Origin of the sequence: Nocardia cyriacigeorgica NBRC 100375, assembly GCF_000308555.1 — a bacterium.
GTDB lineage: Bacteria > Actinomycetota > Actinomycetes > Mycobacteriales > Mycobacteriaceae > Nocardia > Nocardia cyriacigeorgica.
In genome coordinates, this window is sequence record NZ_BAFY01000316.1 from 1 (window position 1) to 24,013 (window position 24,013).

Below are 24,013 nucleotides of genomic sequence, written 5' to 3' on the forward strand. Positions count from 1 at the left end.
TTGGCATGCCCCACACCGAGCAGCAACCCGATCCCGCCCGCCACCGCGATGGCCACCGCGTAACGCCCGGCCTGTACCAGCGAGGCGGTGCCGGTCCGGCGTCGCAGGGGCGCCGGGCTCGCATCGGAACCGGGGTGCCGGATCGCATCGAGATAGCCGACCAGCACGCACAGTGCGGCCGTGGCCGCACAGATGGCCAAAGCCGGTACCGGATCGTCCTGAGTCCCCGCGACCATGGCGATCGCCCCGAAAGCGAAGATCCCGAAGAACGGTCCCTCCGGCCGCAGCCCCAGCCGGTCGGTCAGCGGTGAGGCCGCGGCCCCGAACAGCGCGACCGCCACCACCAGCACCCACGCCGGTGCGAGCGACCGGCCGAACACGATGCCCGCGGCCACACCGCCGACCAGCAGCACCGACGCCTCCAGCTGATGGATCAGTCGCTGCTTCGGCGCTTCGGCGTAGCCGTACATGCCGGTGAAGGATCCGAATACCGCGTAGATGAGCAGATCGGTGCGCCCGGCGGCGATCAAGAGCAGGCCAGGGATCGCCAGTCCGGCGAACACCCGGACGGCGGGCAGATGATCGATCTCGCCGGCGATGCGCTGGATGAGCGGACGCGGCCGTGGTCGCGTGGTCGGCAAGGATCCTCCGAAGTTCCCATCGCGGGCGGCGATGACGACATGCGGCCCGGTCGCTACGCGTTCCCGGTGCCGGTGGATCAGGCTGCCCGAGCCGAACGCAGGCCGTCAACCAGCGGTTATCCGGTCTCAGGCGGCTATTTCGGCGTCGACCGGCGGTGATAAGCCCGGCCTATCGAATGGTCGGAAGTCGGTCTTGGACGACCGGGTGAAGCGCGGTGAACACTGGGAGCGAAGCGGTCGCCGCGCCCGGATTCGGCGGGGTCTTGCCGTCCCGCCGGGATCGGGGCGAGGATTCTGAACGCAGGACATTCAGCAGCTTCGCAAATCTCGGACGGGCCACAGCCGCGTTCGAACCGTCGAAGGGATATGTCATGGCCGACCGTGTGCGTACGGAGTTCGACCGCGCGGGATCCGAACCCGGGGAGGGACCGAGCGGCCGCGGCAAGCCGGCCGAACCCGAATTCCGTCCGTATACCCACCCGGCGGCGGGCTGGGGTGCGGCCAACAGTGTGACCCGGTTCCTGGCGCGCGAGGGCGAAGGCATCGCCGGACCGCACGCGATCCTGAAGATGAACCACGAGGACGGCGGCTTCGACTGTCCCGGCTGCGCCTGGCCCGACGATATGAAGGGCCTGCACCTCGACATCTGCGAGAACGGCATCAAACACGTCGCCTGGGAGATGACCCACAAGCGGGTCGACCGCGAGTTCTTCGCCGCGCACACCGTCGGCGAGCTGTCGCGGTGGAGCGAATTCGACCTGGAGAACCAGGGCAGGCTCACCGAGCCGATGAGCTACGACCCCGCCACCGACCGCTACGTCCCGATCAGCTGGCAGGAGGCGTTCGAACTCATCGGCCGCACCCTGCGCGAACTCGACGACCCGAATCAGGCCGCCTTCTACACCTCCGGCCGGCTCGGCAACGAAGCGACCTTCCTGTATCAGCTGCTGGCCCGCGAACTCGGCACCAACAACCTGCCGGACTGCTCGAACATGTGCCACGAGGCCAGTGGCCGCGCTCTGCAGGCGGCGCTCGGCACCGGCAAGGGCACCGTCGACCTCGCGGACTGGGAAACCACCGACGCTCTGTTCATCCTCGGCGTCAACGCGGCCTCGAACGCACCGCGCATGCTGACCGCGCTGGTGGAGGCGCACAAGCGGGGCGCGCACATCGTGCACATCAACCCGCTGGTGGAGGCGGCCGCACGCAAAGCGATCATCCCGCACGATTTCCTGCAGATGGCCACTTTCCGCGCCACGCCTACTAGTTCGCTGAATCTGCAGCCACGCATCGGCGGCGATATGGCGTTGCTGCGGGGAATGGCGAAAGCTGTTCTGGAGCAGGCCCGGTCGGACCCCAAGGCGATCGACACCGAATTCATCGAGCGGTATACGCACGGCTTCGCGGGGTATCGCGCGGTCTGTGAGGCGACCTCGTGGACCGATATCGAACGGCAGTCCGGTGTCGAGGTAGCCGATATCCGCCGGGCGGCGCGGATCTATTGCGACGCCGACCGCAGCATCATCAGCTGGTGCCTCGGGGTGACCCAGCACGAGCACGGCGTCGACACCGTCCGCGAGATCGTGAATCTGCTGTTGCTGCGCGGCAATCTGGGGCGAGAGGGGGCGGGTCCGTCGCCGGTGCGCGGGCACAGCAATGTGCAGGGCAACCGGACCTGCGGTATCGATCATCGCCCGACGGGCGCGTTCCTGGATCGGCTGGCGCAGGTGTGCGGGATCGATCCGCCGCGCGCGCACGGCCTGGACACCGTGGGAGCGATCGATGCGATGCACGCGGGCACGGTGAAGGTATTCGTCGGTATGGGTGGCAATTTCGCGATCGCCGCACCCGACACCGCCTACACCTTCGACGCGCTGCGCAACTGCGAACTGACCGTGCAGGTGAGCACGAAACTCAATCGCAGCCATCTCGTGCACGGCAGGCGCGCGGTGATCCTGCCGTGCCTGGGCCGCACCGAGAAGGACGAGCAGCGCGGTGGTATTCAGGAGACCTCGGTCGAAGACTCGATGAGCATGGTGCATCTGTCGCGGGGGATGAAGAAGCCCGCCTCGCCGCATCTGATGTCGGAACCGGCGATCATCGCAGGCATCGCCCGCGCCGCATTGCCCGCGAGCGCGACCCCGTGGGAGTACTACGTCGAGGATTACGACCGCATCCGCGACACCATGGCCCAGGTGCTCGACGGTTTCGAGGATTTCAATCGCCGCGTCCGGCTGCCGCTCGGCTTCCGGATCCGCCAGCCCGCACGCGAATTGGTGTTCCGCACCGCGTCCGGTCGCGCCGAGTTCTCGGCCGCCGCGCTGCCCGACCTCACCCGCGAGCCCGGGACCCTCACCCTCGCCACCATGCGTTCGCACGACCAGTGGAACACCACCATCTACTCCGACAACGACCGCTACCGCGGCGTCAAGAACCTGCGCACGCTGGTCTTCATGAACGCCGGCGATATGCGTGAGCGTGGCCTGCGCCAGTTCGACGAGGTCGATATCACCAGCATCGCCCGTGACGGCAGCACGCGTTCACTACGCAACTACAAGGTCATCCCGTACGACATTCCACAGGGGTGCGCAGCCGGGTACATGCCGGAAATGAACGTGCTGTGCGCGATCGGCGACGTGAGTACCCAGAGCGATCAGCCGATCATGAAGAACGTGAAGGTGACGGTCGAGCGCAGTACGTGAGCCGGGTGCGTGCGGACCAGGCAGTGCCGCACGCGCGTCGGCTATCTGCTGGCAATCAGTGTATGCGCATGTTTTGCAGGAAGTCTCCCGAATATTCGCGCCGTCAGCTACTCTTGAGCGAACGCTAGTCGAAGTTGTCCCTGCGGACCCCTACGGGGAACGCGCCTGGCCGACGGGGGCGATGGGCTCCAGTATGCCATCGCCCGCGGCGGCCGATCTGCTCGTGAGTTTCTCGACGACAACGCTCGGACGTGCGCTCGGTGTCCGTGCGGGAGAGGCCGTTACGACATGCCGACCTCGGCTCCAGCCGGTTCCGATCGCGCGCTAGATGTGCCGGGCGGTGATCAGTGCAGGGGGTAGAACCACCCGACAACCCACCCGACAGCACCACCGAGCACCGCGGCGCCGACGATCCCGCCTACGAACACTGCCATGAGGTGCCGATTCTGCTCACCGAGCCGCATGCACGCGGCATCGTCGGCATCCATGAGCGCCTCGGGTGCACCTTCGACACCTGTCCGCGGTTGCGCGCCGCCCGCCTGTATCTGGGGACGATCGCATGACGGCCCCCGGCGAACCCGAGCCGCAGAGCTGGGTGCAATGGTCGGACGGATCGTGGGCTCCGGTGTACGCCGACGGATGGACAGGCGAACCGGTCCGGTTGACCGACATGCTCGGCGCGGCACGGTCATCCGGGGAACTCGCCGGCCCGTACATCGATGTCGATCCGTTGTCGGTCACCGATATCGAACCGACCGAACCTGGTGGGGAAGAAGGCCATGGGCTGCGCTGAGCCGGTCCGATACATCCTCCCGCCCAGCGGGAAGCGGTATCCGCCGCGCACCGCAGGCACGGTTCAGTGATCGGGACGTGGACCACGCAGGTGGTTCGACCGGCGGCGGATGGAGTCGATGGTGGGTCTGAGTTCGGATCGGATCGTAGTGGTGACCGGTGCCAGTCGCGGCGCGGGGAAGGGAATCGCGCTGGCGCTCGGGGAGACCGGGGCCACGGTGTACGTCACCGGCCGCACGCGCACCGAGGGTGAGGCCCCGCTGCCGGGCACCGTGTTCGCGACCGCCGACGAGATCACCCGGCGCGGCGGTCACGGCGTGCCGGTCGTGCTCGACCACCGTGACGACGCCCAGGTCGAGGCCTTCTTCGCCGAACTGCGCGACCAACACGGGCGCCTGGACATCCTGGTCAACAATGCCCTCACGGTGCCCGACGGCCTGACCGACAAGGGCCCGTTCTGGGAGAAGCCACTGACCCTGCTCGAACTGCTCGATGTCGGCATGCGCTCGAGCTACGTCAGCAGCTATTACGCCGCGCCGCTGCTGGTCGCCAATGGTGGCGGTCTGGTGGTGAACACCTCCTCCTTCGGCGGCACCTGCTACATGCACGGCCCGGCCTACGGTGCGGGCAAGGCCGCGGTGGACAAGATGGCCCACGATATGGCGGTCGACTTCCGGCCGTGGAACGTCGCGGTCGTCTCCATCTGGATGGGTTTGCTCACAACCGAACGCACACTGGCCGGTTTCGCCGCGAACCCGGGCGCCTACGAGGGCCTCGCCGCGACCGCCGAATCCCCGGAATTCACCGGCCGCGTCATCGACGCGCTGGCCCGCGATCCGGAACTGATGAAGCGCAGCGGCCAGGTGCTCGTCGGCGCGGAAATCGCCCAGGAGCTGGGTGTTTCGGACATCGAGGGCCAATGTCCGCCGTCGCATCGCCCCTTCCTCGGCGACCCGCCGGTGTACTCAGACGCGGTCATCGACTGAGGTCTCGCCCACCGTCCGATATCGGTGTCGCCGTTGTTCTCGTTGCCCCGGTGTAGAGACCGGCGACGCTGCTTCCGTGAACGGTACGTCGCGCGACAGCGCGCACCGGCAACCCGCCGACATTGCGGGCTTGCGCGCAGCCTTCGGTGGGTATGTGATGTGGGAGCGGAAATCCGACCGCGCAAGGGAGTTTCGCCTCTACGACGGCCCCGACGACGTCACCGAGCCCCACGACTGGCCCGCCGACCCCGCAGGTGCACACATCCGCAACCGGATGTGGGAGTTGTTCGACGGGAACCGGTTGCCGTAGGGAGCCGTCGGTGCGGAGGCTGCGCGTTGCCTCCGCACCGGCACTTCCTGAGGCCCACCGCATCAGTTCCTCGGGCTGCCGGTTCGCCGCACCAACTCGGCCGCGATCAGCTCGCGCGCCGCGTCCCCGTGCACGGCCTGCTCGGCTAAGGCAGTGAACACCTTCTCGTAGAGGGCGATCTCGCGTGGCTGGGTGATGGTCGACTCCGCCGTGATGGTTTCCACCAGCACCTTGCGCCGGTCGTAGATCACGAAATCGGTGGTGCGGCGGAAGAATGCGCTGCTCGCCGGGACGATGCCGAACACGAGGCGAGGCAGGCTCATCACCTCGAGCAGATGGGTGAGCTGGACTGCCATCACCTCATCGCCGCCGACGGTCGTGCGCAGCGCCTGCTCGCCGACCAGCAGATAGAAGCGGTGCCGCCCCTGATGCAGGACCCGCTGGCGGTCCATCCGTGCGGCGACGGCTTGATCCAGGTCTCGGCTGGTGTTGAGGAAGGCCATGCCCGCGCCCATGAGTGCGCGGGCGTAGTCGGCGGTTTGCAACAGGCCGTGAAACACCTGTGGGTCGTAGCCGCGAAGAAGTTCGGTGCGTTCCTCGATGCCGCTGATCTGGCGTTGGTGATTCGTGTAGCCGAGCCCGACGATGCGGCGCCATTCCGTCCAGGCCGCGGATATGTTGCGGAGCGTGGCCAGCAGGTCCGGGTACTCGTCCTCGGCGCCGGTGATCCGGCACCAGATTGCCAGATCGTCTTCCGAGGTGGATTGCGCACCGTTCTCGATCCGGGAGACTTTCGCCGGATGCCAACCGGCCTGCTCGGCCAACTGATAACCGCGCAGATGCGCCGCGACCCGGAGCCCACGTAACCGGGCGCCCAGATCACGGCGCGCGTCTCCCGCATTCGTCACTTGGCGTAGTCGAAGTGTTCGATTGCCTTCGCCCACAAGTCGTCTCGCCGCTGCGCACAATGCGCGACGATGACCGGATCTGTCGTCGCCACCCAGCCGGGAAGCGCTCGGCCCTCCGCGGTGAACACCGTGAACGCTGCCATGTCCTCGTCGAACAACCACCAGTCGTCATCGGGTAGGTCAGGCGGCGCATCGTGCCGGGGCAGCCACCGTATGTCCTCGCCCGCAGTCATGTTGGCGGCGGTGGTCGCGATCGAGAATCGGGAGTAGTCCCCGTGCGGTTCCGAGATCACCCGGACGCGCTGGACAACTGCGCCGGAACCGGTGACTTCCCGCATCAGCGCATGCCATCGCGCACTCGCTGCGGGGTCTTGCGGTTCGCCATCCAGGAATCGGCGTACTCGATCTGCTTCGCCTGCCACGCCGCTGTAATCGTCGCGCACCTCGAGGTGGAATGCTCGCCGGTGGGTGCGGAAAGCCTCCGCTAGATCATCGAACGACAGGTGCCGCATCGCGCCTCCGCTCCACTCCGACGCCGACCTCGACCGCCGATTCGTGGCCGGGCAACCGCATCTGAGCGAGCGCTGTGGGATCGGTGACCGGATCGCCGGTGAGCAGGAATGTACCGTGCCCGGTGTCGTGCAGCAACGCGCCGAGGCAGGTGCCGGACCGCAAGTGCCGGATCAAGCGGTGCGGAATCTCGATCGTGCCGAGCCTGTCGGTGTTCCACCCTTGTACGACATAAGTTCCGCGATCGCTGAGGAACAGCGTCGGACTCTGCCCGTCCGTACTGTCGCCACCGAGTCGTTCCAGCTCCATGGTGCCTCCTTGGTCTGCGTGAGCGTCCATCATCAACCGCCGGTCATTGCGGCGCGCCGCAATCCGGCGCAATATCGCGCAATATTCTGTCGATGCCGAACTCGCCTCTCATAGCGTCACTTTCAGCCCCGCCGCCGGGTGCGCACATCCGGCACCGTCAGTCCAGAGCTCGCGCCGTCAGTGCGATCTCTCCCCGGCGGTGGGTGCCATCCACCCAACGACGAGGCGGTGTAGATGTCGCTCGGACAGGCGCGAGCTATCGGATTGATCCGGCGCGGAATCCCCGGAGGAGGTCACGACCTCGATGCGGTGGCGCGAAGGCACGGCTGCCTGCTGGTCTTCACCGTCACCGTGGATACCGGTCCGCTGGTGGCAGCTCTAGTGGTCAGGCAGTACATCGTCGAACTCGACGCGGACGCTGTCGTCGTACCGGGATTCGAACACGCGGATTCTCTCCGGCATGTGGTGACCGATCTCGCTGCCCTGATCACGCCCATGCAGATCTATCCGCGCGGGTACAGGTGGTCGGCGGGCGGCCACGGCGCAGAGTTGACGCGGCCGTGACAGACACCGTGGCGCTTATTGCGCTGGTCGCCGCTCTCATCGGCCTGACAGTGTGGCTGTACTGGCCCGAGGGCGGGAGCTGACCGAAGCCGCGTCAGCCGCAACCCTCAACTCGACGCGCGGATCTGGCGCAGGAACTCGGCGTTCGAATCCGTCTGCCGCAGACCGGTGAGCAAAAGCTCCAGCGCTTGTTGGGGTTCGCGGCCGGCGAGGGTTTTGCGCAGGGAGTGGGTGGCGGTGAGTTCTTCGGGGGTGAGCAGGAGTTCTTCTTTGCGGGTGCTCGAGCGGTCGATGTCGATGGCGGGGAAGGTGCGGCGGTCGGCGATGTGGCGGTCGAGTTTGAGTTCGGCGTTGCCCGTTCCCTTGTATTCCTCGAAGATGACGGTGTCGGCGAGGGAGCCGGTTTCGACGAGGGCGGTGGCGATGATGGTGAGGGAGCCGCCGTTTTCGATATTCCGCGCGGCGCCGAGGAATTTCTTCGGCGGTGCGAGGGCGGCGGCGTCGACGCCGCCGGACAGGATGCGCCCGGATCCGGTGGCCGCCAGGTTGTAGGCGCGGGCCAGGCGGGTCAGCGAATCCAGCAGCACCACCACGTCGCGGCCCGATTCGACCAGGCGTTTGGCGTGTTCGATGGCCAGTTCGGCGAGGGCGATGTGTTCGCGGGCGGGCTGGTCGAAGGTCGCGGCGGCGACTTCGGCGGGCACGGCGCGGGACAGGTCGGTGACCTCCTCGGGCCGTTCGCCGACCAGTACCAGCATCAGATGGCATTCCGGGTGATTCTTGGCGATGCCGTGGGCAATGGATTGCAGCACCGAGGTTTTGCCGGCTTTCGGCGGTGCGACGATCATGGCGCGCTGCCCCTTACCGATCGGCATGACGAGATCGGTGGCGCGCGTGGTCATTTCATGCGCTTCGGTCTCCAGCCGCAGTCGCTGCCTCGGGTAGATCGGGGTCAGGTCGCCGAAATGGGGGCGCGCCTTGGCGTTGGCCGGTGGTAGGCCGTTGACGGTGTCGACGCGGATCAGCGGCGCGAGTTTCCCGCCGTCGCCGGTCCCGGTGACGCCGGTGACGATATCGCCACGGCGGAGTCCGTATTCGCGGATCAGCCGCGCGGGCACGTGCGCGTCGTCCGCGCCGGGGAGGTAGCCGTCGACGCGCAGCGAGGCGTGTTTGTCGCTGATGTCGAGGATTCCGGTGACTGTTGTCCGGAGCTCTTCTGGATCGTGAATAGTGTTGTTGTGCATGGGTTTTCTCCTCGTGGAGTGAATCGGTGGAGGCAGGCCGGTGCGTGCGCGGTCTGCGGGATCGGCGCTGGATGGTGCGCGCGGCTGGATCCGTTCGGTTCGGAGACGATGCCGAAGGCACGGGATCGGAAACCGTGGAGATGAATCGAACTCTTGTGGGAGGGACCAGTCACCTGCATCCACAAGATGGAGACGCGCCTACAGTAGCGCTGATCGGGTCAACACGCAATGCGGCTCGTTTGTTCCCGGCCTCGGCGATTCGTGCGCCGAGGTCGTGCGGGACTTCCGTGCGGCTCGCTCACTCGAGCGTCCGGCACGGGTCAGGTGTAGCCGATCAGGCCGGAGGACAGAGAGTCGAGTCCGAGAGCGTCCAGCGCCCGCTCCCGCACGTCGGGGCAGTAGTGGATCGTCAGGTCGTCGACGAAGCCATGGTCCCGGATGATGGCGCCGTCGAAGTCCTGGTACTCGGCTGCCCAGGTGCGGACGTGGCCCTCGAAGGAGATCAGGCCGATGTCCGGGTGTTCGCGCCAGGTGGCGGTGTCGACGAGCAGCATGTCGCACAGATAGCCGGCAGCGACCGGGCCGACCTCCTCGACCGTCGGCTGCGGTGGTGGCTGGGACGTCGGCGCGTCATCGGAATCGTCGGAACACGCGCCCAGCGCCGCGGCCGCGACGATGACGCCCGCGGCGAGCCACGCCCGCGACCTCCGGCGGCCGGACGGGGGAGTACTCATGGCGAAACCTCCTTTCGACCTGGGAGTACCCGTCTCGGCTCGATCGACTCGGTGCGCCGCGGGAGATCGGAAGGGCGGTGCACCGGAGCCGGCCGCACCCGCGGGCGGCTCGCCGGGGTGTGACGTGACTTCGCGACTTGACCTTGACACTGTGACAAGGGCTCGAATGGGTCGTCGAAGGAGGTGGTTGTCGTGAACACAACCAACCATGAGGTGGATGTCCGCCTCGTCGATGCCCTCGCGGGCCCAGAGTCGTCGGCCCGCCTGCGGGCGGCGCTGTCGGCGGGCACGCAGGGCGATCCTGCCCTGGCGCGGACCCTGGTCGATCGGTGCGCGATCGAACCGGACTTCTTCGTCCGGGACATGCTGACCTGGGCGCTGTGCCGGTTGCCCGCCGAGATCACGGTGCCGATGCTGCTCGCCGAACTCGACTCCGAGACCGCGCAGGCCCGCAGCCAGGCGCTGCACACCCTGTCCAAGATCGGTGACCGCAGTGCCTGGCCCGCGGTGTCGGCCCTGCTGCACGACGGGCACGACGAGGTCGCGCTGAGCGCGTGGCGCGCGGCCACCGTGCTGGTTCCGCCCGGCGCGGAGAACGCGCTCGCCCATGAGCTGGCGCGTGCGCTGGGCCGCGGCGACCATCAGATGTGGCTGAGCCTGAGCCGGGCCTTCGCGGCGCTCGGCGAGGCCGCCGCACCCGTTCTGGAGGCGGCGATGGCGCATCCCGACCCGCAGGTGCGCGCCCACGCCGAGGCGAGCGAGCAGTTGCGCCTCGATCCCGACAGCGGGTTCGCGTCGTCGGTCGAGCTGGCCAAGCGCGCGGCAGCGCTGGGTCCGGATGCATGATGAGGAGGCGACGGCATGTTGATCGGTGAGGTATCGCGGCGCTGCGGTGTCAGCACCCGGATGTTGCGTCACTACGACGCCTTGGGTCTGGTGACGCCGTCGGTGCGCACCGCGAGCGGGTACCGCGAGTACTCCGCCGATGACATCCGCCGCCTCTTCCATGTCGAATGCCTGCGCACACTCGGGTTGTCGCTCACCGAGGCCAAACGCGCCCTCGACGACCCCGGATTCGCTCCCGGCGACATGGTGGAACAGCTGGTCCGGCGCACCCGCGCCCGTATCGCCGCCGAGCAGGAGCTGCTCAGGAAACTCGAGCGCGTGGACGCGGCCGCCCCCGAGCAGTGGGAGGCGGTGCTGAGCATCGTCACCCTGCTGCACGCCCTCGACTCGGAATCCGGGGCCGACCGGCAGCAGGCGGTGCTGGCGCAGTACGAGGGCGTGCCGGTCGACGCGCTGGTGGCGGCGGCGTTGTCGGAGGAGGACCTGAATGTGGCGGGGGCGCTGCGGTGGTCGTTGGCGCGGGCGGCCGACGCAGGCCTGCCCGACCTCACCGCGGGCTTGGATTCGCCGAAGTCCGAGGTGCGCCGCCGCGCGGTCGAGGCGATCGCGGCAGTGCCCACCGCTGAGGCTACCGCCGCGCTGCGCCGTGCGCTCGACGACGCCGACGTGGCGGTTCGCGACCGCGCGGCGCTTGCCCTTGGCTCACGCCGCGTCGCCGAGGCCATGCCACACCTGCTGGAGATGGTGACCGACGGCCGCACCGACGTCGAAGCCGCCGAGATGCTCGGCCTGCTGGCCGAGACTGCCGCCGGCGATATCGTCGGCCGCCTGCGAGAACGTCTCGTCACCGACGACCAACCGACGCGCTTGCGGATCACCCAGGCACTCGGCGAGATTCCCGTCCCCGCCGCCCGCCAGGTCTTGACCGAACTGACCGGCGACGGCGATCGGTGGGTCGCTGCAACTGCCGCCGCTATCCTGCGCGGCGTGGCCGACTCGCCGGGGTGACGTAGCGCCCCGCCGCTCCGAGCGGCGGCTGAGCAACGTGCGAGACATCGGAGCCCGCGCTGTCCCTCGCCGTAGATCCGCCGTCCGGCGGTGTGGAGTCAGGATGTCGTGCCGAGCTGCCCGCCCAGCCACGTCTCGATGTCGTCGAGCGCGGCCTTCGCCATGGGCGTCGGATGTCCGGTGAACCCGTGCGGCGCACCGGGATAGATGCGAAGGTCGACGTCGACCTCGAACGCCGACAGCCGGGCGGCCATAGTGAGATTGTCCTGCAGCAGGATGTCGTGCTCCCCGACGACCATGAGGACGGGCGGCAGACCGGACAGGTCGGCGTAGATCGGCGAGATATCCGGGTGGGTGCGATCCGGTGCCCCGCCGGCGTAGGCCTCGAGGAAATACTCGTCGGCGATCAAACGTCCCGGCGGCGTCTGCGCACTCAGATCATAGGTGCCGAATTGCAGTACGGCACAATCGAATGCGTCGATCCCGCGATCGCGCAGACGCAGCAACGTCGTCATCGCCAGCGTCGACCCGGCCGAAAACCCGCCGACAGCGAGCTTGCCGGTGCCGAATCGCTGTCCGGCATGCTCCACCAGCCAGAGCGCGGCGGTTTCAGCGTCATCCGGTGCGGCAGGCCACGGATTCTCCGGCGCGAGCCGATAGTCCACGCTCACGACCGCAACCCCCAGCGCATCCGCCATCCGCCGATTCCGTGCATCGCTCCCGGCAGCCGACCCCATATAGAACCCGCCGCCATGGAACTCCATGAACACCCCGTTCGCCGCCCCACCGACGGGCGCGTGAATCCGTACCGGAACTTCGCGTCCCTCGGCGACCACCACCTCGTCCACCGCCGGCGGATCCACGGGCGCGGGCGCACCGGCGCGAGCCCTGATCGCCTGAAGCTCCTCGAAGCCCGTTGGTCCTCGCCCCGCCGCCCGATGTTCATAGAACGCGCGGGAGTCATCGACGAGAAGCCGCAGGTGAGGGTCGATCAGATGGTCCAGTCGGAGTCGCATGGAGATCGACGGTACGCCGCAGCGTCGTTCGATCGGGGCTGCGCCCGTGCCGCTCTGAGTTCCTGTGGTGCAGCCATCGCGTCGTGGAAGCACAGACCGGCCGGATCTAGGGAAAGTCGACGCCGACGATCCTTTGCGCACGTTTGAGTTCGCCGTTGATCGCGCGCTGTGCTTCGGCGACGTTCGTCCACCGCTTTCCGGCTTGCCCATCGATGATGATCAGCTCGGCATTGGTGACTTCTCCATAGACGACGTGTCCGCCGTTCGGGCGTTCGAAGAAGAGTACGTAGCGGCCGACCTGCCCGCCCTGCCGGGCTGGCGCGAACCCGCCCAACTTCTCGGCGAACCTGAAGCCGACCGCCTCGAACCACTGGATGGCGTACTTCATGGCATCTTTGAAGCCATACATCGATTCGGGCGGCAATCCGTAGATCTTGACCAGGCGTTCGGCCGCGACGTCATGTCCGGCGACTTCGCGGATCACGATCGACGCGGTGTGCGCGGCGCAATCGCGATTGCGCGTCACGATCGACCCGATCATGCTCGGCGAGGGAGTCGCCGCCTTGTCGATGACGATGATCATGGCGAGTTCGCAGGCGACCCAGACGGCACGGTTGAGGAATCGCGCGGCCTCGTAGCTGGTTCGCCGGCGAGCAACGAACCCTTCTCGCAAGGCCGCCGCGAGATCCGCCCTCGCCGGCTTGGGCAGTGCCGGTAGCGATTCGACACCTCGCTTGATCAGCGACAGCGCCTTCGACCGCTCCTCCGGGCTGAGCCGATCCCACAATCGGACGCCACCGGTGAGCGTCGAGGAGTCGAACAGATCGCTGAGCTTGTCGACCCATGCGTCGAACTGCCCGTACAGCTCGCCGATCTCGGCGCCCCGCGCATAGGCATCCTGGCGGCTACCGGGCACCGGGGGAGGCGGGGCAGTGGCACCGGCCGCCGGCGCTGGCGACCACGCAGGTGCGCCGCTCATGCGATGCTCGCCAAGTTGGAGGTGACGGCGATGTCGGTTCCCGACGTCGGCGTGTACTCGTTCCATTCGGCGATCAGGGTGCCGCGTTCGCCGGGCTGGATTACCGGGAACGGGGTCTGCGAGCCGTCGTGTGGGTATCCCACCTTCTCCACGGTGATCTGGTGATCATTCGGGACCGCGACGATCCTTACCGCTTCCTGGGCCTGAGCATCGTCATAGATGTCGAGCACCACGGGCAGTCCGACGACGAACCCCTTGCTGCTGTCCACGTCGAGCGTGACCGGTTGCGCGGACGGGGCGACCTGTTGGGCGCATGTCGCGTAGACCGACTCTTGCAGCCGCGTCGCGGTTTTCGCGGGATTCGCCGGTGCGATACCGGGGTAGTTGCGGTCGTCGTAGGCGGCGATTTCGCGAGCAACGGACAGATATGGAGCCGCGGCGGAACCGTCGATGCTGCCGGTTTCGGCGAAGCGCACCCACTTGTCCTCCCACCCTTTTCGCACGGTCAGGACGACCCGCGCCGCGCCTGCCCGGAGAAACGCTTGCCGGGTGGGGTCGGGGTGCCTGAGCGACCGGATGAAGTTCCAGCTCGGTGGCACATCCCAGAAGTACGAGTACAGGAAGGTCACGACATTCTCCCACTCGATGGCCTGGTTGATGAACCGCACGATGTTCTCGTGCTGGCGAACCAGCGCCCATTGGTCGGTCGTCATGCCGAGCTGCGAGGAGTCGAATCCGCTGCCATGGATGAGGTCGACGCCTGCGGCACCGAAGGCGTCCAGGACCGGATTGGGCATGAATTCGAAAGCCGGCCCGAGAATCCAGCGGATGACGCTTTTCATGATCTCGTCGCTTTCCTCGCGACGCAGAGTCAGCGTATCGACGTCGGCGAGGCGTTCCTCGAGGGCAGCGATCTTGCCCGCGATCTCCTGCTGCTCGACGAAATGCCTGTTCTGGGCGGCGCTCAACAGCGCCGACCACACGTCGTTCTTCCACTGGTCGATGCCCTGTGCGCGCGTCCGGGACAACACCTTCAACTGGATGAAGGGTGCTGCGACGCGGTGGAAGAACACGGTCACGACGCGGTGCCCGGTATGGCCGGCCATGAACGGCTTGCCGTCGAATCCCATCGCCTTCTCATCATGAACCGCGAGGAAGTCTCCGTTATGGGTGCGACCGAGGGTGCTGCCCATCACAGCGAAGACGATAGGTCCGCCGTCCTCGTGTTTGCCGATATTGGCCGTGACGAGAATTTCGGCGATCTCGGCGCCTGCGGGCACGTCGAACTCGATTTCCATGTACGCCCAGGAACTGTTCGTTCCGCCGACCTTGCCCTTCGTCACCGGCTCGGGGGCGGCGGGATAGGCCGGGATGGCCGCGTCGTATTTGTCGGCGAGCCATTGGTACTTCGGCTGGCCGGCCGGATCCGGGTTGCCGTGGGCATCGACCTTCACATTCGGATCGAGATCGGCGAAGACGGCCGGGAAATCGAATGGTTTCAATTGACTGCGCCAGGTATCGAGCTCGGCGTAGAGCTTGCGCATGGCCGCGGCCGGCTCGGGCACCACGACGTCGTAGGTGAGGCGAAGGCCGTAGCGATAGAGCCGGACGCGCCACTGCCGCATCATGCTGAAATAGTCGATCCGGATGGGATGCCGAGCGGAGTTCTTCAGCACCCGAGTCGACGTTTCCGACGTTCCCGTTTCCGTCCGCGTCGCAATGGTGACCTTGTGCTCCTGGCGTGACCGCGACGACGCCTTCTGTGTCAACGACCGCGCATGCTTGCGGCTCTCGGCCGCAGACGTCGACCCACCGTCCTGGGCGGTGAATCCGGTCGTTGTCGACCCCGAGACGATCGGGATTCCGCCTTGGACCGTACCGGTGATATTGAACTGATTCGAGTGCTGGGTCTGCGAACTCGTGGATTGCGCAATATCGGTGTTGTCGGTGACGCCGGTTTCGCTGACCTCGTCGAGTGTGTCGGTGACGATGGTGGTGAACTCCTTGGAGGTAACCGACCACTCCTTATGGGTGACCGCCGTTTCCTCCCCGGGCGCCAGCGGAATAGTGGACACCAGCTCACCGCGCTCGATGCCCTCCGGAACCATCTCGATTCTTTCGAGGTTGAGCATCCCGATCGGATGGGCGATTGCGCGCTCGCGGAGTCCGCGTGCGGCGACGATGGCTGCGTTGAGCAGCACGACCTCTCGGCCGATTTCCTCGGTCGGCGCTTGCTCCCGAGCCTGTCGAAGGGAATCCAGCGCTTCCCGTCGCCGCTCCACCAGCAAGTCGGTGAATGCCAGCAACTCCGCCATCGGAACCGGTGCGACAGCGCTGATTTCGGGCTGCAGCGCCGGGACGAGCGTTTGCTCGAACGTCGCGATCGTGTCGAACGTGGTATCGGCGACCGCCCCGTAACGAGCGGATTCTGCCGCACCCGAGCGCCGGAGGGCCTCGGTTTCACCGGGAGTGAGCTGGAGCTGGCGGATGGCCGCTGCCTTCACCAGTGCGCCGCTTGATCCCCGCTCCGGCGTGTCCTCGCCACCAGGGTCGTGAATCTCGATCGGCACCAGTGTCGCCTTCAATACCTCGCGCGTGGACCCGTGCAGTGGTTGCGGCGGGGAAGGTGCGGGCATGGTGCCTGGCACAGCGCTGTCCGGAATCCACAGCAGTTGTCCGATCGGCAGCGTCGCCGGATCGGTGATTCCGTTCGCGTCGGCGATGACGGACCATTTGCCCGCGTCGCCGTAGTAGCGGTCGGCCAGATCGGCGAGCGTATCGCCTTCGACGGTGTCATGAGTGCGGGCGGACCCCAAATCGGGAATCGTCAGGACCAGCCCGACGGCCATCGTTGCCGGATCGTCGATTCGATTCGCGGCCCGCAGCACCGGATGCAACCGCGATTCGCCGTAATACTGCTGCGCGAGGTCCCACAATGTGTCGCCGCTGGCAACGATATGAGTGTGCGTGGTCATGGCCCTGCGCCTTTCCGAAGTACTACCAGTGCCGAAATCGTGCCAGCGCCGACGCGGGCTGGAACGAGTAGCGAACTACTCGTTCAGCAGGCACGATCGGCCACGGTGTCGCACCGGCGCAGGCGCGGAACGAGTAACCGGCGCCCGCATCGAACCGGTCACTGTCCGGTGGAAGGTGCCGGTGATTGACGGGCAGTCGGCGGGCGGGGGAGTGTGGAGCGATGACGGGAGACCTGACGCGTCACGGTGTCGAACTGTCCAATCTCGATCAGCCGCTGTTCGACGGGGCCGAGGCGAGCAAGGGTGATCTGCTGAACTACCTGGAGTTCGCCGGTGAGCGGCTGCTGCGAGTGCTTCGCGGCCGGCCGCTGTCGGTGGTGCGGGTGCGGCCGGGTCAGGAGCCGTTCATGCAGAAGAATCTTCCGAAGAACACGCCCGACTGGGTGCCGAGGACGACGGTGTGGGCGCAGAGTTCACGGCGCGAGATCAGCTACGCGCTGTGCGAGGACGTGCGGACGTTGATCTGGTTCGGCAATCAGCGTGCGGTCGAGTACCACCCGACCCTGTTCTTCGTGGATTCCGCGCCCGAACCCACCCACCTGGTGCTCGATCTCGATCCCTCACCGGGCCAGACCTTCGCCGACGCCGTGGCCGGTGCGCGGCTGATCCGGGAGGCGCTGGCCGCCGACGGGCTGGCGGGTGCGGTGAAGACGAGCGGCGCCAAAGGTCTGCACGTCTTCGTGCCGGTCGTCGCCGGCATCGATGTCGAGGATGCCGCCGCCGCGACGCGCGCGGTCGCCGCCCGGGCCGAACGCATCGATCCCGCCGTCGCCACCACCGCCTTCATCCGCGACGACCGCCACGGCAAGGTCTTCCTCGACGCCACCCGCTCCGGTGGCGCCACCGTGGCCGCGGCCTACAGCCCCCGCATCCGGCCCGGCGTCACGGTGTCGTTCCCGCTGCGCTGGTCGGAGCTGGACAACGTCGCACCCGCCGATTTCACGCTGCGGACCGTGCCGGACCTGATCGGCGACACGGACCCATGGCAATCGGAAATGCCTGCCCCGCAAGAACTTCCCCGCGACTTGGTCGAGGAAGGTCACACCATTCCGGTGGCCAGGGTGCAGGCCATGCACGAAGGCAAGCGGCGGGCGCGGGCTCGGCGGGAAGAGTAATCGGCCGTCTCATCCGTCATGAATTGAATCTGGCCTCAGGTTCAATTGGTGTCGTAAGATCAGGCCATGCCTTCCGCGAGAACAGTTGACATCCCCGTCGGCGATCTGACCTTCGACGTGCTGATCTCGGGCCCGGACGGTGGTATTCCGCTGGTCGCACTGCACGGATTCCCGGAAAGCGCGGCCTCCTGGGGCAAGGTCACTCCGCTGCTGGTGGCAGCGGGGTACCGCGTGATCGCGCCGAATCAGCGCGGGTACTCGGCCGTTGCGCGGCCGGAGGGTGTGGATGCGTACCGGATCGAGTGCCTGGTCGCCGACGTCGTCGGGCTACTCGACGCGCTCGGTGTGCCCGCCGCGCATCTCGTCGGCCACGACTGGGGTTCGGCTGTCGCCTGGCAGGTCGCCGGGCGTCATCCGAGCCGGGTCCGCAGCTTGACCGCGATCTCCGTCCCGCACCCCACGGCCTTCGGCTGGGCACTACGCGAGGATGACGACCAGCGGCAACGCTCGGCGTACATGGGATTGCTCCGGCAGGAGGGTAAGGCCGAGAAAGTGCTGTCGGAGGACGATTTCCGCCGACTGCGCGCGATGTTCGGCGGCCGCATCGCCCCCGAGTTCGTCGACGAGCACCTTCGTGTCCTCGGCGGCGCGGGCGCCCTCACCGGCGCCTTGAACTGGTACCGCGCGATGACCAGCGACTTCGGCAATATCGGCCCCACCACGGTGCCGACTACCTACGTCTGGAGCACCGATGACACCGCGCTCGGTCGGGCGGGCGCCGAGCGCTGCGGCGAATTCGTGGACGCACCCTACGAGTTCGTTGTGCTCGAGGGTGGCAGTCACTGGATACCGGAGGAGCGCCCCGAAGAACTGGCCGGGGCGATCCTCGCGCGCGCCGGATCCTGACCGGCGCGCGGTGTTGTCCCGGCGTGTGCCTGGATCATCGCCCCGGAACCCGACGTTGCCGGTCGACCGGCTCGCCGGGATGCAGCTGCTGCTGGAGTTGGGTGACCGCGTCGTCGTCGAGATCGGCATCGATGACTGCGGCGGCCCAGTCCCAGTGCGGTGTCGACCAGACGTAATGCACGGGACCCCATCGTGGTGTCCACCCCTCGGCGGTCCGTGGACGGCGGGACAGCAGTGTCCGACGGCTGTGCGCGTCGAAGGCGCCGGTGTCCGGGTCGCGGAACGGGACGGATTCGGGGGTGAAGTCCACCGGCACCCGCGCGGTGAGCGATGCGGATGTGACTGTGTCGGCGAACCATCCGGCCTGTTCGCCCTGTACGGCGGCGTGTTTGTCTTGGAGCATCTGCTGGTACTGCTGGGGCGTGTACACCGGCCCGTCCCAACGGAACAGGTCGTCGTGAACGTCCGCGCCGACGACGAGATCGACGAATCGCGCGCCGCGACCGGCCGCCTCGGAATGGAAGCCGAGCATCTGACCGGATTCCACGTCCACCCAGATCCGCAGCGGATGTGGCTTACCGGGCGGCGGCGCGAGCTCGACGGTCCAGCATCGCCGCCCAGCGAACTCGACCTCCTCCACGTCTCCGGCCGGGCGGGTGAAGTCGTTGCCCTGCCAGTCGGCGGCGCTGCGGCGTTGCACCAGGAATTGGTTGGGTCCGAGGTAATGCACGCGGTCGAGCGGGCCGGTCCGGGGACGTTGCGCGTCGACGGTGAAGTCCCAGGCGCGGGTGCCGTCGGTAATGAAGATGGGGCCACCATCCTCCCGTTCGACGCGAAGGCGCTCACCGCGCCGCCACACCTGGCAGCCGTCCCCGACCGGTATCAGCATCTGGTCCGACATGGCTGCCCAGCCGAACCCGGCGAGCTCGGCATCCCCGTCGGTCCGGACCTCGCGAACAGACCCGTGCAGGGGCACTTCCGGAACGGTGGTGAGCGCCGTCAGAACCTCCAGCCAGGTCGTCATCGCGCCAGCCTAGTCCCACAACGGCCGTTCGACCGGCGGGTACGGCCGCCCGCCACGCCGCACGGTGAACAGCCGAACCCGTGAGGTCTGGCCCCTGAGTGGTAGGTCCCGTCAGCGTCGCTCGAGCTCGAGCCGCTCCACCTCACGCGCAGCGACTGCCGGAGGTCGCGGAGCGAACCAGGTCCGGTAGAACACGATCGATAGTGCCGTGAGCACGCCGAGGATCGCGACACCGAACGGGACGGGGTGGGTGGCCATCGGCATCGCGAGGTAGCGGCAGCACAGCAGTACTCCCGTGAACGTGGCGATCCCCAGCGCCACCACCTGCACGCGCGCACGATCCCAGCCTCGGCCGGGTTCGCGCAGCGCGGACTCGATCGTCAGGCAGAACGCGGCGCCGGCGACGAGGTCGACGCCGTAGTGGGCGCCGAGGCCGAGCGTGGCGGTGAGCGTGCACACCAGCCAGAAGGCGCCGCCCCAGCGCAGCCAGAGGGGCCCGCGGCGGGTGTGGATGAACAGCGCGAGGGCCCACGCGGTGTGCAGTGACGGCATGCAGTTGCGTGGTGTGATGTCATCGAACGGCATCGACTCGACCGAGGCGGGAAGCGCCGGAACGAGATTCGGCCAGACGTCGGCCAGTTCCATGCCATTGCCCCACGGCCCGAACGCGAGCACCGGACCCACCACGGGGAACAGCACGTAGAAGATCGGGCCGATCAGGCCGATGGCCAGGAAGGTGCGCACCAGGTGGTGCTGCGGCCATGAACCCGTGGTCACGTGGCGCAACTGCCACACGGCGACGACGATGGCCGCCACCGGAAGCTCGAAGTACACCCAGCGCGCCAGGCCGGTGGGGATCGGTCCGGCCACGTCGAGCGCATGCCCGACGACCCAAGCCGGGCTACCGAGAGCCCTATCGGCCAGCTCCACATACGGATCGAGGACCTGCGGGCAGGCCCACGCGGTGATGTCCAACCAGATGTCGCCGACCTTCGTCGCGAGGATGAGTAGCGCTCCGAGCGCGATCGTGCGCAGCGCCGTCTGCCGTCGCGCACCGCTCCACCGGAGGGCCGCGATCACCGCCAGCGCCGTCAGCACGATGGTCGGACCGTTACCGACCGTGAACGGGCGACCGTCGAGGCTCCGCACCGCCACGAAGATCAGGTCGACGGCGACCGCGGCAGCGAGGGCGTTCACCCGCACCCGCGCGGTGACGCCGATCAGCGCCAGCAGGAACCCCGCCCACGGTGTCGTCGCCGACTTGGGTGTGCCGAGGTAGTCACGAAAGAGACTGGTCAACGGCCCCAAGGCGTGGATGTGAACGGCCATGAGCTGGCCCGCGACAAGCACCAGCAGCGCGGCGGCGATACCGCCCCACACCACGATCGGCCGAAATCGACGCTCCCCGAGTCGATCGACTTCCGCCGGCTCCGGTGGTGAGGTCGAGCTGCCGTGCGTGTCGTGAATAAGCATTCGGACATCGTAAATAGGCCGTGAACGCGGCTTGACGGGGCACTGAACGCGAAACGTCACTGGGCGATCGAGTTGCGAAAACGCCAGGGAGCCATGCGGGGTGGCCTGCTCGGCGCGCCTCTTGCCCTCGTCGAAGCCCCTACTGATCGCCGATGAGCTCCGGCGGAAGGAACATCGTGCCGAGTTGCGCCGCGATCGCGCTGGTGTGCTCGACGATGCGCTCGGCGGCGACGTCGAGGACGCCGGTGCGCCAGGCCGAGAGCAGTTCGATGAAACCGCCGATGCCTGCCAGGGTGCTCATCCGGATCGCGGTCTCGTCGACGCCGGGGCGCAGGTAGGGCCAGGCGGTGGCGATGAGCAGGTTGGTCGCGTCGGTGAGCATGGTCTTGCGGCGCTGCTCCAGGACAGCGCTGCCCGCGTGGTCGGCGAGCAGGATTCTGGCGTGACCGCGCGGATCGGATTGCAGCTCGACCGAGCGGGCGATGGCGGCGCGCATGATCTCGAGCGGCGTGCGGTCGGCGTTCTCGGCGACGACGCTCGCCAGCTCGGCGAAGACTTCCGCGCACACTTCGTCCCAGACCACGGCGAGCAGTTCGTCGCGGTCGGCGAAGTGCTCGTAGAAATAGCGGTCGTTGAGCGCGGACCGCTGACAGACGCCGCGCATGGTCACCGCCGCCCACCCGTTGTCGATCCAGATGTCGAGAGCGGCCTCGACCAGGCTGGTCCGCCGCTGCGCCCTGCGCTCGTCGGCTGTCAGCCCACCCCAGGTCCGTGCCGGTGCGCGCACATCCATGGTTGACAAAGTACTCCGTCGCGAGCCTAATTGGTGTCAGGTGCGGCCAATGGTGGCAGTCGCCACCAATTCGAGCCTCGCCGGGTCGACCCGGGAGTTGCCATGCGACTGTTTCCCTTCGGCGCAGACCGCCGGACCGCGAAGGCCGACGCCGTGGTGACCGGTGCCGGCAGCGGCATCGGACGGGCGTTCGCCGTCGAACTGGGCGGGCGTGGCGGCCGCGTCGTCTGCTCCGATATCGATCCCGACCGTGCCGAGGAGACCGCGGGCCTGGTCGAGGCCGCAGGCGGCAAGGCGATCGGCACGGTCTGCGACGTCACCGCGATCGCCGAGGTCGAGCGACTGGCCGCTACCGCACAGGACTGGTTCGCCGGTGCACCCACCCTCGTCGTCAACAACGCGGGCATCGGGGCGGGGGGACCGGTGGTCGGCGAGTTCGCGCTCGACGACTGGCACCGCACCCTCGACGTCAACCTGTGGGGTGTCATCCACGGCTGTCATGTCTTCACACCGATGCTGCGCACGGCGGGACGCGGGGCGATCGTGAACGTCGCCTCGGCGGCCGCGTTCGGCGCCGCGCCGCGGATGGCCGCCTACAACGTCAGCAAGGCCGGTGTACTGGCGCTGTCGGAGACCCTGTCCGCGGAGCTGGCCGGCACCGGAGTCGGCGTCACCGTGCTGTGCCCGGCCGGCGTGAAGACCAACATCCTGGCCGCCGATTCACCGTTGGACGAGACCGCCGAGCGCCTCGGCGGCCTGCTGCTGCGCTGGACCGGTCGCGCACCGGCCACCATCGCCCGCACCACCCTCGACGCCGTCGACCACGGCGCGCTGTATGTGGTGCCGCAGCTCGAAGCCAAGATGCTGTGGCAGGCCAAACGGTGGATGCCGGCGACCTACACCCGTTCGGCCGGCCTGCTGGAGCGGGTCGTGCGCTGATCCACCACCGTCGAAGGAGTTCGAACAATGACGTTCGCCTATCCCGATATGCTCGACACGATTCGTGCCAGGCAATGGGCGCTGGCCGATATCGATTGGGACGCACCAGGTGCCGACACCATCACCGACGAGCAGCGTCCCCGGCTGGCCACCTTCATGGCCGACCTCGTCTGGATCGAACATGTGGGTGCTCGCGGCTTCGCCGCCCTCGTGCACCAGGCCCCACCGGGGCCACTGCGGGAGATCTACCGGTACTTCCACGCCGAGGAGCAGAAGCACGCGAACGCCGAACTGGCGTTGATGCGGCGGTGGGGCATGCTCGACGGCGACGCGATGCCGGTCCCCAACAAGAACATCCGCCTCGTCATCAGCTGGCTCGACCGTTACGCCGACCAGCTGTCGCTGCCGGTGCTCGGCACGGTCATCCCGTCGCTGGAGACCGCGTTGGACGGCGCGCTGGTGAAATTCCTGCTGGACGAGGTCGAGGACCCGGTGTGTCATGAGGTGTTCCGGCACATCAACAGCGACGAATCGCGGCATCTGGCCGTCGGCTTCCAGGTGCTCGAGCAGCTCGGGGCGGGGCCGCTGCGCCGGATCGTCATCGAGACGGCCGGTTTCGCGGTCCGGCCGTCGTTCGTGCTCGGAGCGCTGCTGTACGCGCCGCTGCTGTCGCGGATGTCGACGAACATCATCGCGCTCGGACTCGATGAGGAGAAGCTGTGGCAGGCGGTGCGCCGTTACGAGAACGTCGGCGAGCGCAGCCCGTCGATCCGGCGGATGCCGCTGTATCACGTGGTGAAAATGCACGGTAAGGCTACGATCAACCGCCGTCAGCCGTTCCAGCTGCTGGCCGATGTGTCGAATGCGTGTATCGACCGGTTCCCGGTGCGCGTGCTCGGCCGCAGGCCGTCGTGGTCGGATGAGCTGACCTACGACCCGGTGGCGAAATGACCACCCCGCGGTTCGCGGAGACGTTCACCGGTCCGCAGCTGCACCGCAAGACGTTCGTTCCGCGCCACGAATTCACCGGCCGGCGGGTCGCGATCATCGGTACCGGTGCGGCGGCGGCGCGGCTGCTGCCGGGAATCGCCGCGCAGGCGCAGCGGGTGACGGTGTTCCAGACCGATGCGGTGTGGGTGCTGCCGCGGGCGCCGCTGCCCGGAGCGGTACTGCGGCGCA

Annotated in this window: 22 protein-coding genes and 3 pseudogenes; 13 read left to right on the top strand and 12 right to left on the bottom strand. The window is 67.6% G+C overall.

Features of this window, described 5'->3' with window-relative positions; genetic code table 11:
* Positions 1 to 641: pseudogene (locus RJ05_RS26570) on the bottom strand (FUSC family protein); the annotation flags it as partial.
* A gap of 371 nt (positions 642 to 1,012) precedes the next feature.
* On the opposite strand from RJ05_RS26570, the gene RJ05_RS26575 reads away from it, so the two are divergent.
* The 5 genes from RJ05_RS26575 (at position 1,013) to RJ05_RS26595 (ending at position 5,431) form a co-directional block, all read left to right on the top strand.
* Positions 1,013 to 3,343 (top strand): FdhF/YdeP family oxidoreductase, encoded by a 2,331-nt coding sequence (locus tag RJ05_RS26575; RefSeq protein ID WP_036542114.1) that lies wholly within the window; start codon positions 1,013 to 1,015, stop codon positions 3,341 to 3,343.
* Positions 3,344 to 3,690: 347 nt separating this feature from the next.
* Complete coding sequence (locus RJ05_RS26580) at positions 3,691 to 3,906, top strand: hypothetical protein (protein ID WP_036542116.1); 216 nt, start codon at positions 3,691 to 3,693, stop codon at positions 3,904 to 3,906.
* Entirely contained in the window at positions 3,903 to 4,136 is a 234-nt protein-coding gene (locus RJ05_RS26585) for a hypothetical protein (protein WP_036542118.1), read from the top strand. Before RJ05_RS26580 ends, RJ05_RS26585 begins: the two co-directional genes overlap by 4 nt.
* Before the next feature lie 109 nt (positions 4,137 to 4,245).
* Positions 4,246 to 5,121, top strand: coding sequence for an SDR family NAD(P)-dependent oxidoreductase (locus tag RJ05_RS26590; protein ID WP_036542120.1), 876 nt, complete (start codon positions 4,246 to 4,248; stop codon positions 5,119 to 5,121).
* A gap of 76 nt (positions 5,122 to 5,197) precedes the next feature.
* Positions 5,198 to 5,431, top strand: a complete 234-nt coding sequence (locus RJ05_RS26595; protein WP_036542122.1) for a hypothetical protein — start codon at positions 5,198 to 5,200, stop codon at positions 5,429 to 5,431.
* Between the two features lie 62 nt (positions 5,432 to 5,493).
* Here the strand turns inward: RJ05_RS26595 and RJ05_RS26600 are convergent, their stop codons facing one another.
* Genes RJ05_RS26600 through RJ05_RS26610 form a run of 3 tightly spaced genes read right to left on the bottom strand, consistent with a single transcriptional unit; the run spans position 5,494 to position 7,158 of the window.
* A complete protein-coding gene (locus RJ05_RS26600; RefSeq protein WP_036542124.1) occupies positions 5,494 to 6,339 on the bottom strand; it encodes a helix-turn-helix domain-containing protein in 846 nt (281 codons plus the stop codon).
* Positions 6,336 to 6,851, bottom strand: coding sequence for a DUF6879 family protein (locus RJ05_RS31165; RefSeq protein WP_036542126.1), 516 nt, complete (start codon positions 6,849 to 6,851; stop codon positions 6,336 to 6,338). Before RJ05_RS31165 ends, RJ05_RS26600 begins: the two co-directional genes overlap by 4 nt.
* Positions 6,829 to 7,158 carry a hypothetical protein gene (locus tag RJ05_RS26610; RefSeq protein WP_036542128.1) on the bottom strand — a complete coding sequence of 110 codons (330 nt, stop codon included), beginning with the start codon at positions 7,156 to 7,158 and terminating at the stop codon, positions 6,829 to 6,831. Before RJ05_RS26610 ends, RJ05_RS31165 begins: the two co-directional genes overlap by 23 nt.
* A gap of 234 nt (positions 7,159 to 7,392) precedes the next feature.
* Between RJ05_RS26610 and RJ05_RS26615 the strand changes: the two genes are divergently transcribed.
* Positions 7,393 to 7,722, top strand: a complete 330-nt coding sequence (locus RJ05_RS26615; RefSeq protein ID WP_036542131.1) for a hypothetical protein — start codon at positions 7,393 to 7,395, stop codon at positions 7,720 to 7,722.
* A gap of 107 nt (positions 7,723 to 7,829) precedes the next feature.
* Here RJ05_RS26615 and RJ05_RS26620 read toward each other — a convergent pair.
* Together RJ05_RS26620 and RJ05_RS26625 are read right to left on the bottom strand one after the other, a co-directional pair.
* Positions 7,830 to 8,939 (bottom strand): annotated as a pseudogene (locus RJ05_RS26620) (transcription termination factor Rho, short form); the annotation flags it as partial.
* 347 nt (positions 8,940 to 9,286) lie between these two features.
* The gene (locus RJ05_RS26625; RefSeq protein ID WP_036542135.1) at positions 9,287 to 9,700 is read right to left on the bottom strand and encodes a hypothetical protein; all 414 of its coding nucleotides are present in this window, start codon (positions 9,698 to 9,700) and stop codon (positions 9,287 to 9,289) included.
* A 183-nt stretch (positions 9,701 to 9,883) separates the two neighbouring features.
* On the opposite strand from RJ05_RS26625, the gene RJ05_RS26630 reads away from it, so the two are divergent.
* Together RJ05_RS26630 and RJ05_RS26635 are read left to right on the top strand one after the other, a co-directional pair.
* Positions 9,884 to 10,546: a HEAT repeat domain-containing protein gene (locus RJ05_RS26630; protein WP_174343974.1), complete on the top strand. Its 663-nt coding sequence runs from the start codon at positions 9,884 to 9,886 to the stop codon at positions 10,544 to 10,546.
* 15 nt (positions 10,547 to 10,561) lie between these two features.
* Positions 10,562 to 11,554: a HEAT repeat domain-containing protein gene (locus tag RJ05_RS26635; RefSeq protein ID WP_036542139.1), complete on the top strand. Its 993-nt coding sequence runs from the start codon at positions 10,562 to 10,564 to the stop codon at positions 11,552 to 11,554.
* 98 nt (positions 11,555 to 11,652) lie between these two features.
* Here RJ05_RS26635 and RJ05_RS26640 read toward each other — a convergent pair whose 3' ends face one another.
* From RJ05_RS26640 to RJ05_RS26650, 3 genes are all read right to left on the bottom strand, one after another.
* The gene (locus RJ05_RS26640) at positions 11,653 to 12,570 is read right to left on the bottom strand and encodes an alpha/beta hydrolase (RefSeq protein ID WP_036542141.1); all 918 of its coding nucleotides are present in this window, start codon (positions 12,568 to 12,570) and stop codon (positions 11,653 to 11,655) included.
* Between the two features lie 106 nt (positions 12,571 to 12,676).
* Complete coding sequence (locus RJ05_RS26645) at positions 12,677 to 13,486, bottom strand: hypothetical protein (protein ID WP_036542143.1); 810 nt, start codon at positions 13,484 to 13,486, stop codon at positions 12,677 to 12,679.
* Between the two features lie 59 nt (positions 13,487 to 13,545).
* A complete protein-coding gene (locus RJ05_RS26650; protein WP_036542145.1) occupies positions 13,546 to 16,524 on the bottom strand; it encodes a LysM peptidoglycan-binding domain-containing protein in 2,979 nt (992 codons plus the stop codon).
* Positions 16,525 to 16,745: 221 nt separating this feature from the next.
* Between RJ05_RS26650 and RJ05_RS26655 the strand changes: the two genes are divergently transcribed.
* On the top strand, positions 16,746 to 17,699 hold the full coding sequence (locus RJ05_RS26655; RefSeq protein ID WP_036542147.1) for a DNA polymerase domain-containing protein: 954 nt from the start codon (positions 16,746 to 16,748) through the stop codon (positions 17,697 to 17,699).
* Between the two features lie 66 nt (positions 17,700 to 17,765).
* Positions 17,766 to 18,605, top strand: coding sequence for an alpha/beta fold hydrolase (locus RJ05_RS26660; RefSeq protein ID WP_036542148.1), 840 nt, complete (start codon positions 17,766 to 17,768; stop codon positions 18,603 to 18,605).
* Positions 18,606 to 18,639: 34 nt separating this feature from the next.
* Here RJ05_RS26660 and RJ05_RS31805 read toward each other — a convergent pair whose 3' ends face one another.
* From RJ05_RS31805 to RJ05_RS26675, 3 genes are all read right to left on the bottom strand, one after another.
* A complete protein-coding gene (locus RJ05_RS31805) occupies positions 18,640 to 19,629 on the bottom strand; it encodes a LolA-like protein (protein ID WP_051016939.1) in 990 nt (329 codons plus the stop codon).
* A gap of 111 nt (positions 19,630 to 19,740) precedes the next feature.
* Positions 19,741 to 21,102 carry a DUF5933 domain-containing protein gene (locus RJ05_RS26670; protein ID WP_081597558.1) on the bottom strand — a complete coding sequence of 454 codons (1,362 nt, stop codon included), beginning with the start codon at positions 21,100 to 21,102 and terminating at the stop codon, positions 19,741 to 19,743.
* Between the two features lie 139 nt (positions 21,103 to 21,241).
* Positions 21,242 to 21,895, bottom strand: a complete 654-nt coding sequence (locus RJ05_RS26675) for a TetR/AcrR family transcriptional regulator (RefSeq protein WP_036542150.1) — start codon at positions 21,893 to 21,895, stop codon at positions 21,242 to 21,244.
* 102 nt (positions 21,896 to 21,997) lie between these two features.
* On the opposite strand from RJ05_RS26675, the gene RJ05_RS26680 reads away from it, so the two are divergent.
* From RJ05_RS26680 to RJ05_RS26690, 3 genes and pseudogenes are all read left to right on the top strand, one after another.
* On the top strand, positions 21,998 to 22,834 hold the full coding sequence (locus RJ05_RS26680; protein ID WP_036542152.1) for an SDR family NAD(P)-dependent oxidoreductase: 837 nt from the start codon (positions 21,998 to 22,000) through the stop codon (positions 22,832 to 22,834).
* A 27-nt stretch (positions 22,835 to 22,861) separates the two neighbouring features.
* On the top strand, positions 22,862 to 23,785 hold the full coding sequence (locus RJ05_RS26685; protein ID WP_036542154.1) for a reductase: 924 nt from the start codon (positions 22,862 to 22,864) through the stop codon (positions 23,783 to 23,785).
* Positions 23,782 to 24,013 (top strand): annotated as a pseudogene (locus tag RJ05_RS26690) (NAD(P)/FAD-dependent oxidoreductase); the annotation flags it as partial. The gene RJ05_RS26685 and the pseudogene RJ05_RS26690, both read left to right, overlap by 4 nt.

What these genes read in the sequence shown, in the direction of transcription:
- RJ05_RS26660 (WP_036542148.1), top strand. Translation starts at nt 17,766, where the DNA reads ATGCCTTCCGCGAGAACAGTTGACATCCCCGTCGGCGATCTGACCTTC.
- RJ05_RS26655 (WP_036542147.1), top strand. Translation starts at nt 16,746, where the DNA reads ATGACGGGAGACCTGACGCGTCACGGTGTCGAACTGTCCAATCTCGAT.
- RJ05_RS26610 (WP_036542128.1), bottom strand. Translation starts at nt 7,158, where the DNA reads ATGGAGCTGGAACGACTCGGTGGCGACAGTACGGACGGGCAGAGTCCG.
- RJ05_RS26640 (WP_036542141.1), bottom strand. Translation starts at nt 12,570, where the DNA reads ATGCGACTCCGACTGGACCATCTGATCGACCCTCACCTGCGGCTTCTC.
- RJ05_RS26585 (WP_036542118.1), top strand. Translation starts at nt 3,903, where the DNA reads ATGACGGCCCCCGGCGAACCCGAGCCGCAGAGCTGGGTGCAATGGTCG.
- RJ05_RS26635 (WP_036542139.1), top strand. Translation starts at nt 10,562, where the DNA reads ATGTTGATCGGTGAGGTATCGCGGCGCTGCGGTGTCAGCACCCGGATG.
- RJ05_RS26685 (WP_036542154.1), top strand. Translation starts at nt 22,862, where the DNA reads ATGACGTTCGCCTATCCCGATATGCTCGACACGATTCGTGCCAGGCAA.
- RJ05_RS31165 (WP_036542126.1), bottom strand. Translation starts at nt 6,851, where the DNA reads ATGCGGCACCTGTCGTTCGATGATCTAGCGGAGGCTTTCCGCACCCAC.
- RJ05_RS26590 (WP_036542120.1), top strand. Translation starts at nt 4,246, where the DNA reads ATGGAGTCGATGGTGGGTCTGAGTTCGGATCGGATCGTAGTGGTGACC.
- RJ05_RS26650 (WP_036542145.1), bottom strand. Translation starts at nt 16,524, where the DNA reads ATGACCACGCACACTCATATCGTTGCCAGCGGCGACACATTGTGGGAC.
- RJ05_RS26575 (WP_036542114.1), top strand. Translation starts at nt 1,013, where the DNA reads ATGGCCGACCGTGTGCGTACGGAGTTCGACCGCGCGGGATCCGAACCC.
- RJ05_RS31805 (WP_051016939.1), bottom strand. Translation starts at nt 19,629, where the DNA reads ATGACGACCTGGCTGGAGGTTCTGACGGCGCTCACCACCGTTCCGGAA.
- RJ05_RS26675 (WP_036542150.1), bottom strand. Translation starts at nt 21,895, where the DNA reads ATGGATGTGCGCGCACCGGCACGGACCTGGGGTGGGCTGACAGCCGAC.
- RJ05_RS26625 (WP_036542135.1), bottom strand. Translation starts at nt 9,700, where the DNA reads ATGAGTACTCCCCCGTCCGGCCGCCGGAGGTCGCGGGCGTGGCTCGCC.
- RJ05_RS26680 (WP_036542152.1), top strand. Translation starts at nt 21,998, where the DNA reads ATGCGACTGTTTCCCTTCGGCGCAGACCGCCGGACCGCGAAGGCCGAC.
- RJ05_RS26615 (WP_036542131.1), top strand. Translation starts at nt 7,393, where the DNA reads ATGTCGCTCGGACAGGCGCGAGCTATCGGATTGATCCGGCGCGGAATC.
- RJ05_RS26670 (WP_081597558.1), bottom strand. Translation starts at nt 21,102, where the DNA reads ATGCTTATTCACGACACGCACGGCAGCTCGACCTCACCACCGGAGCCG.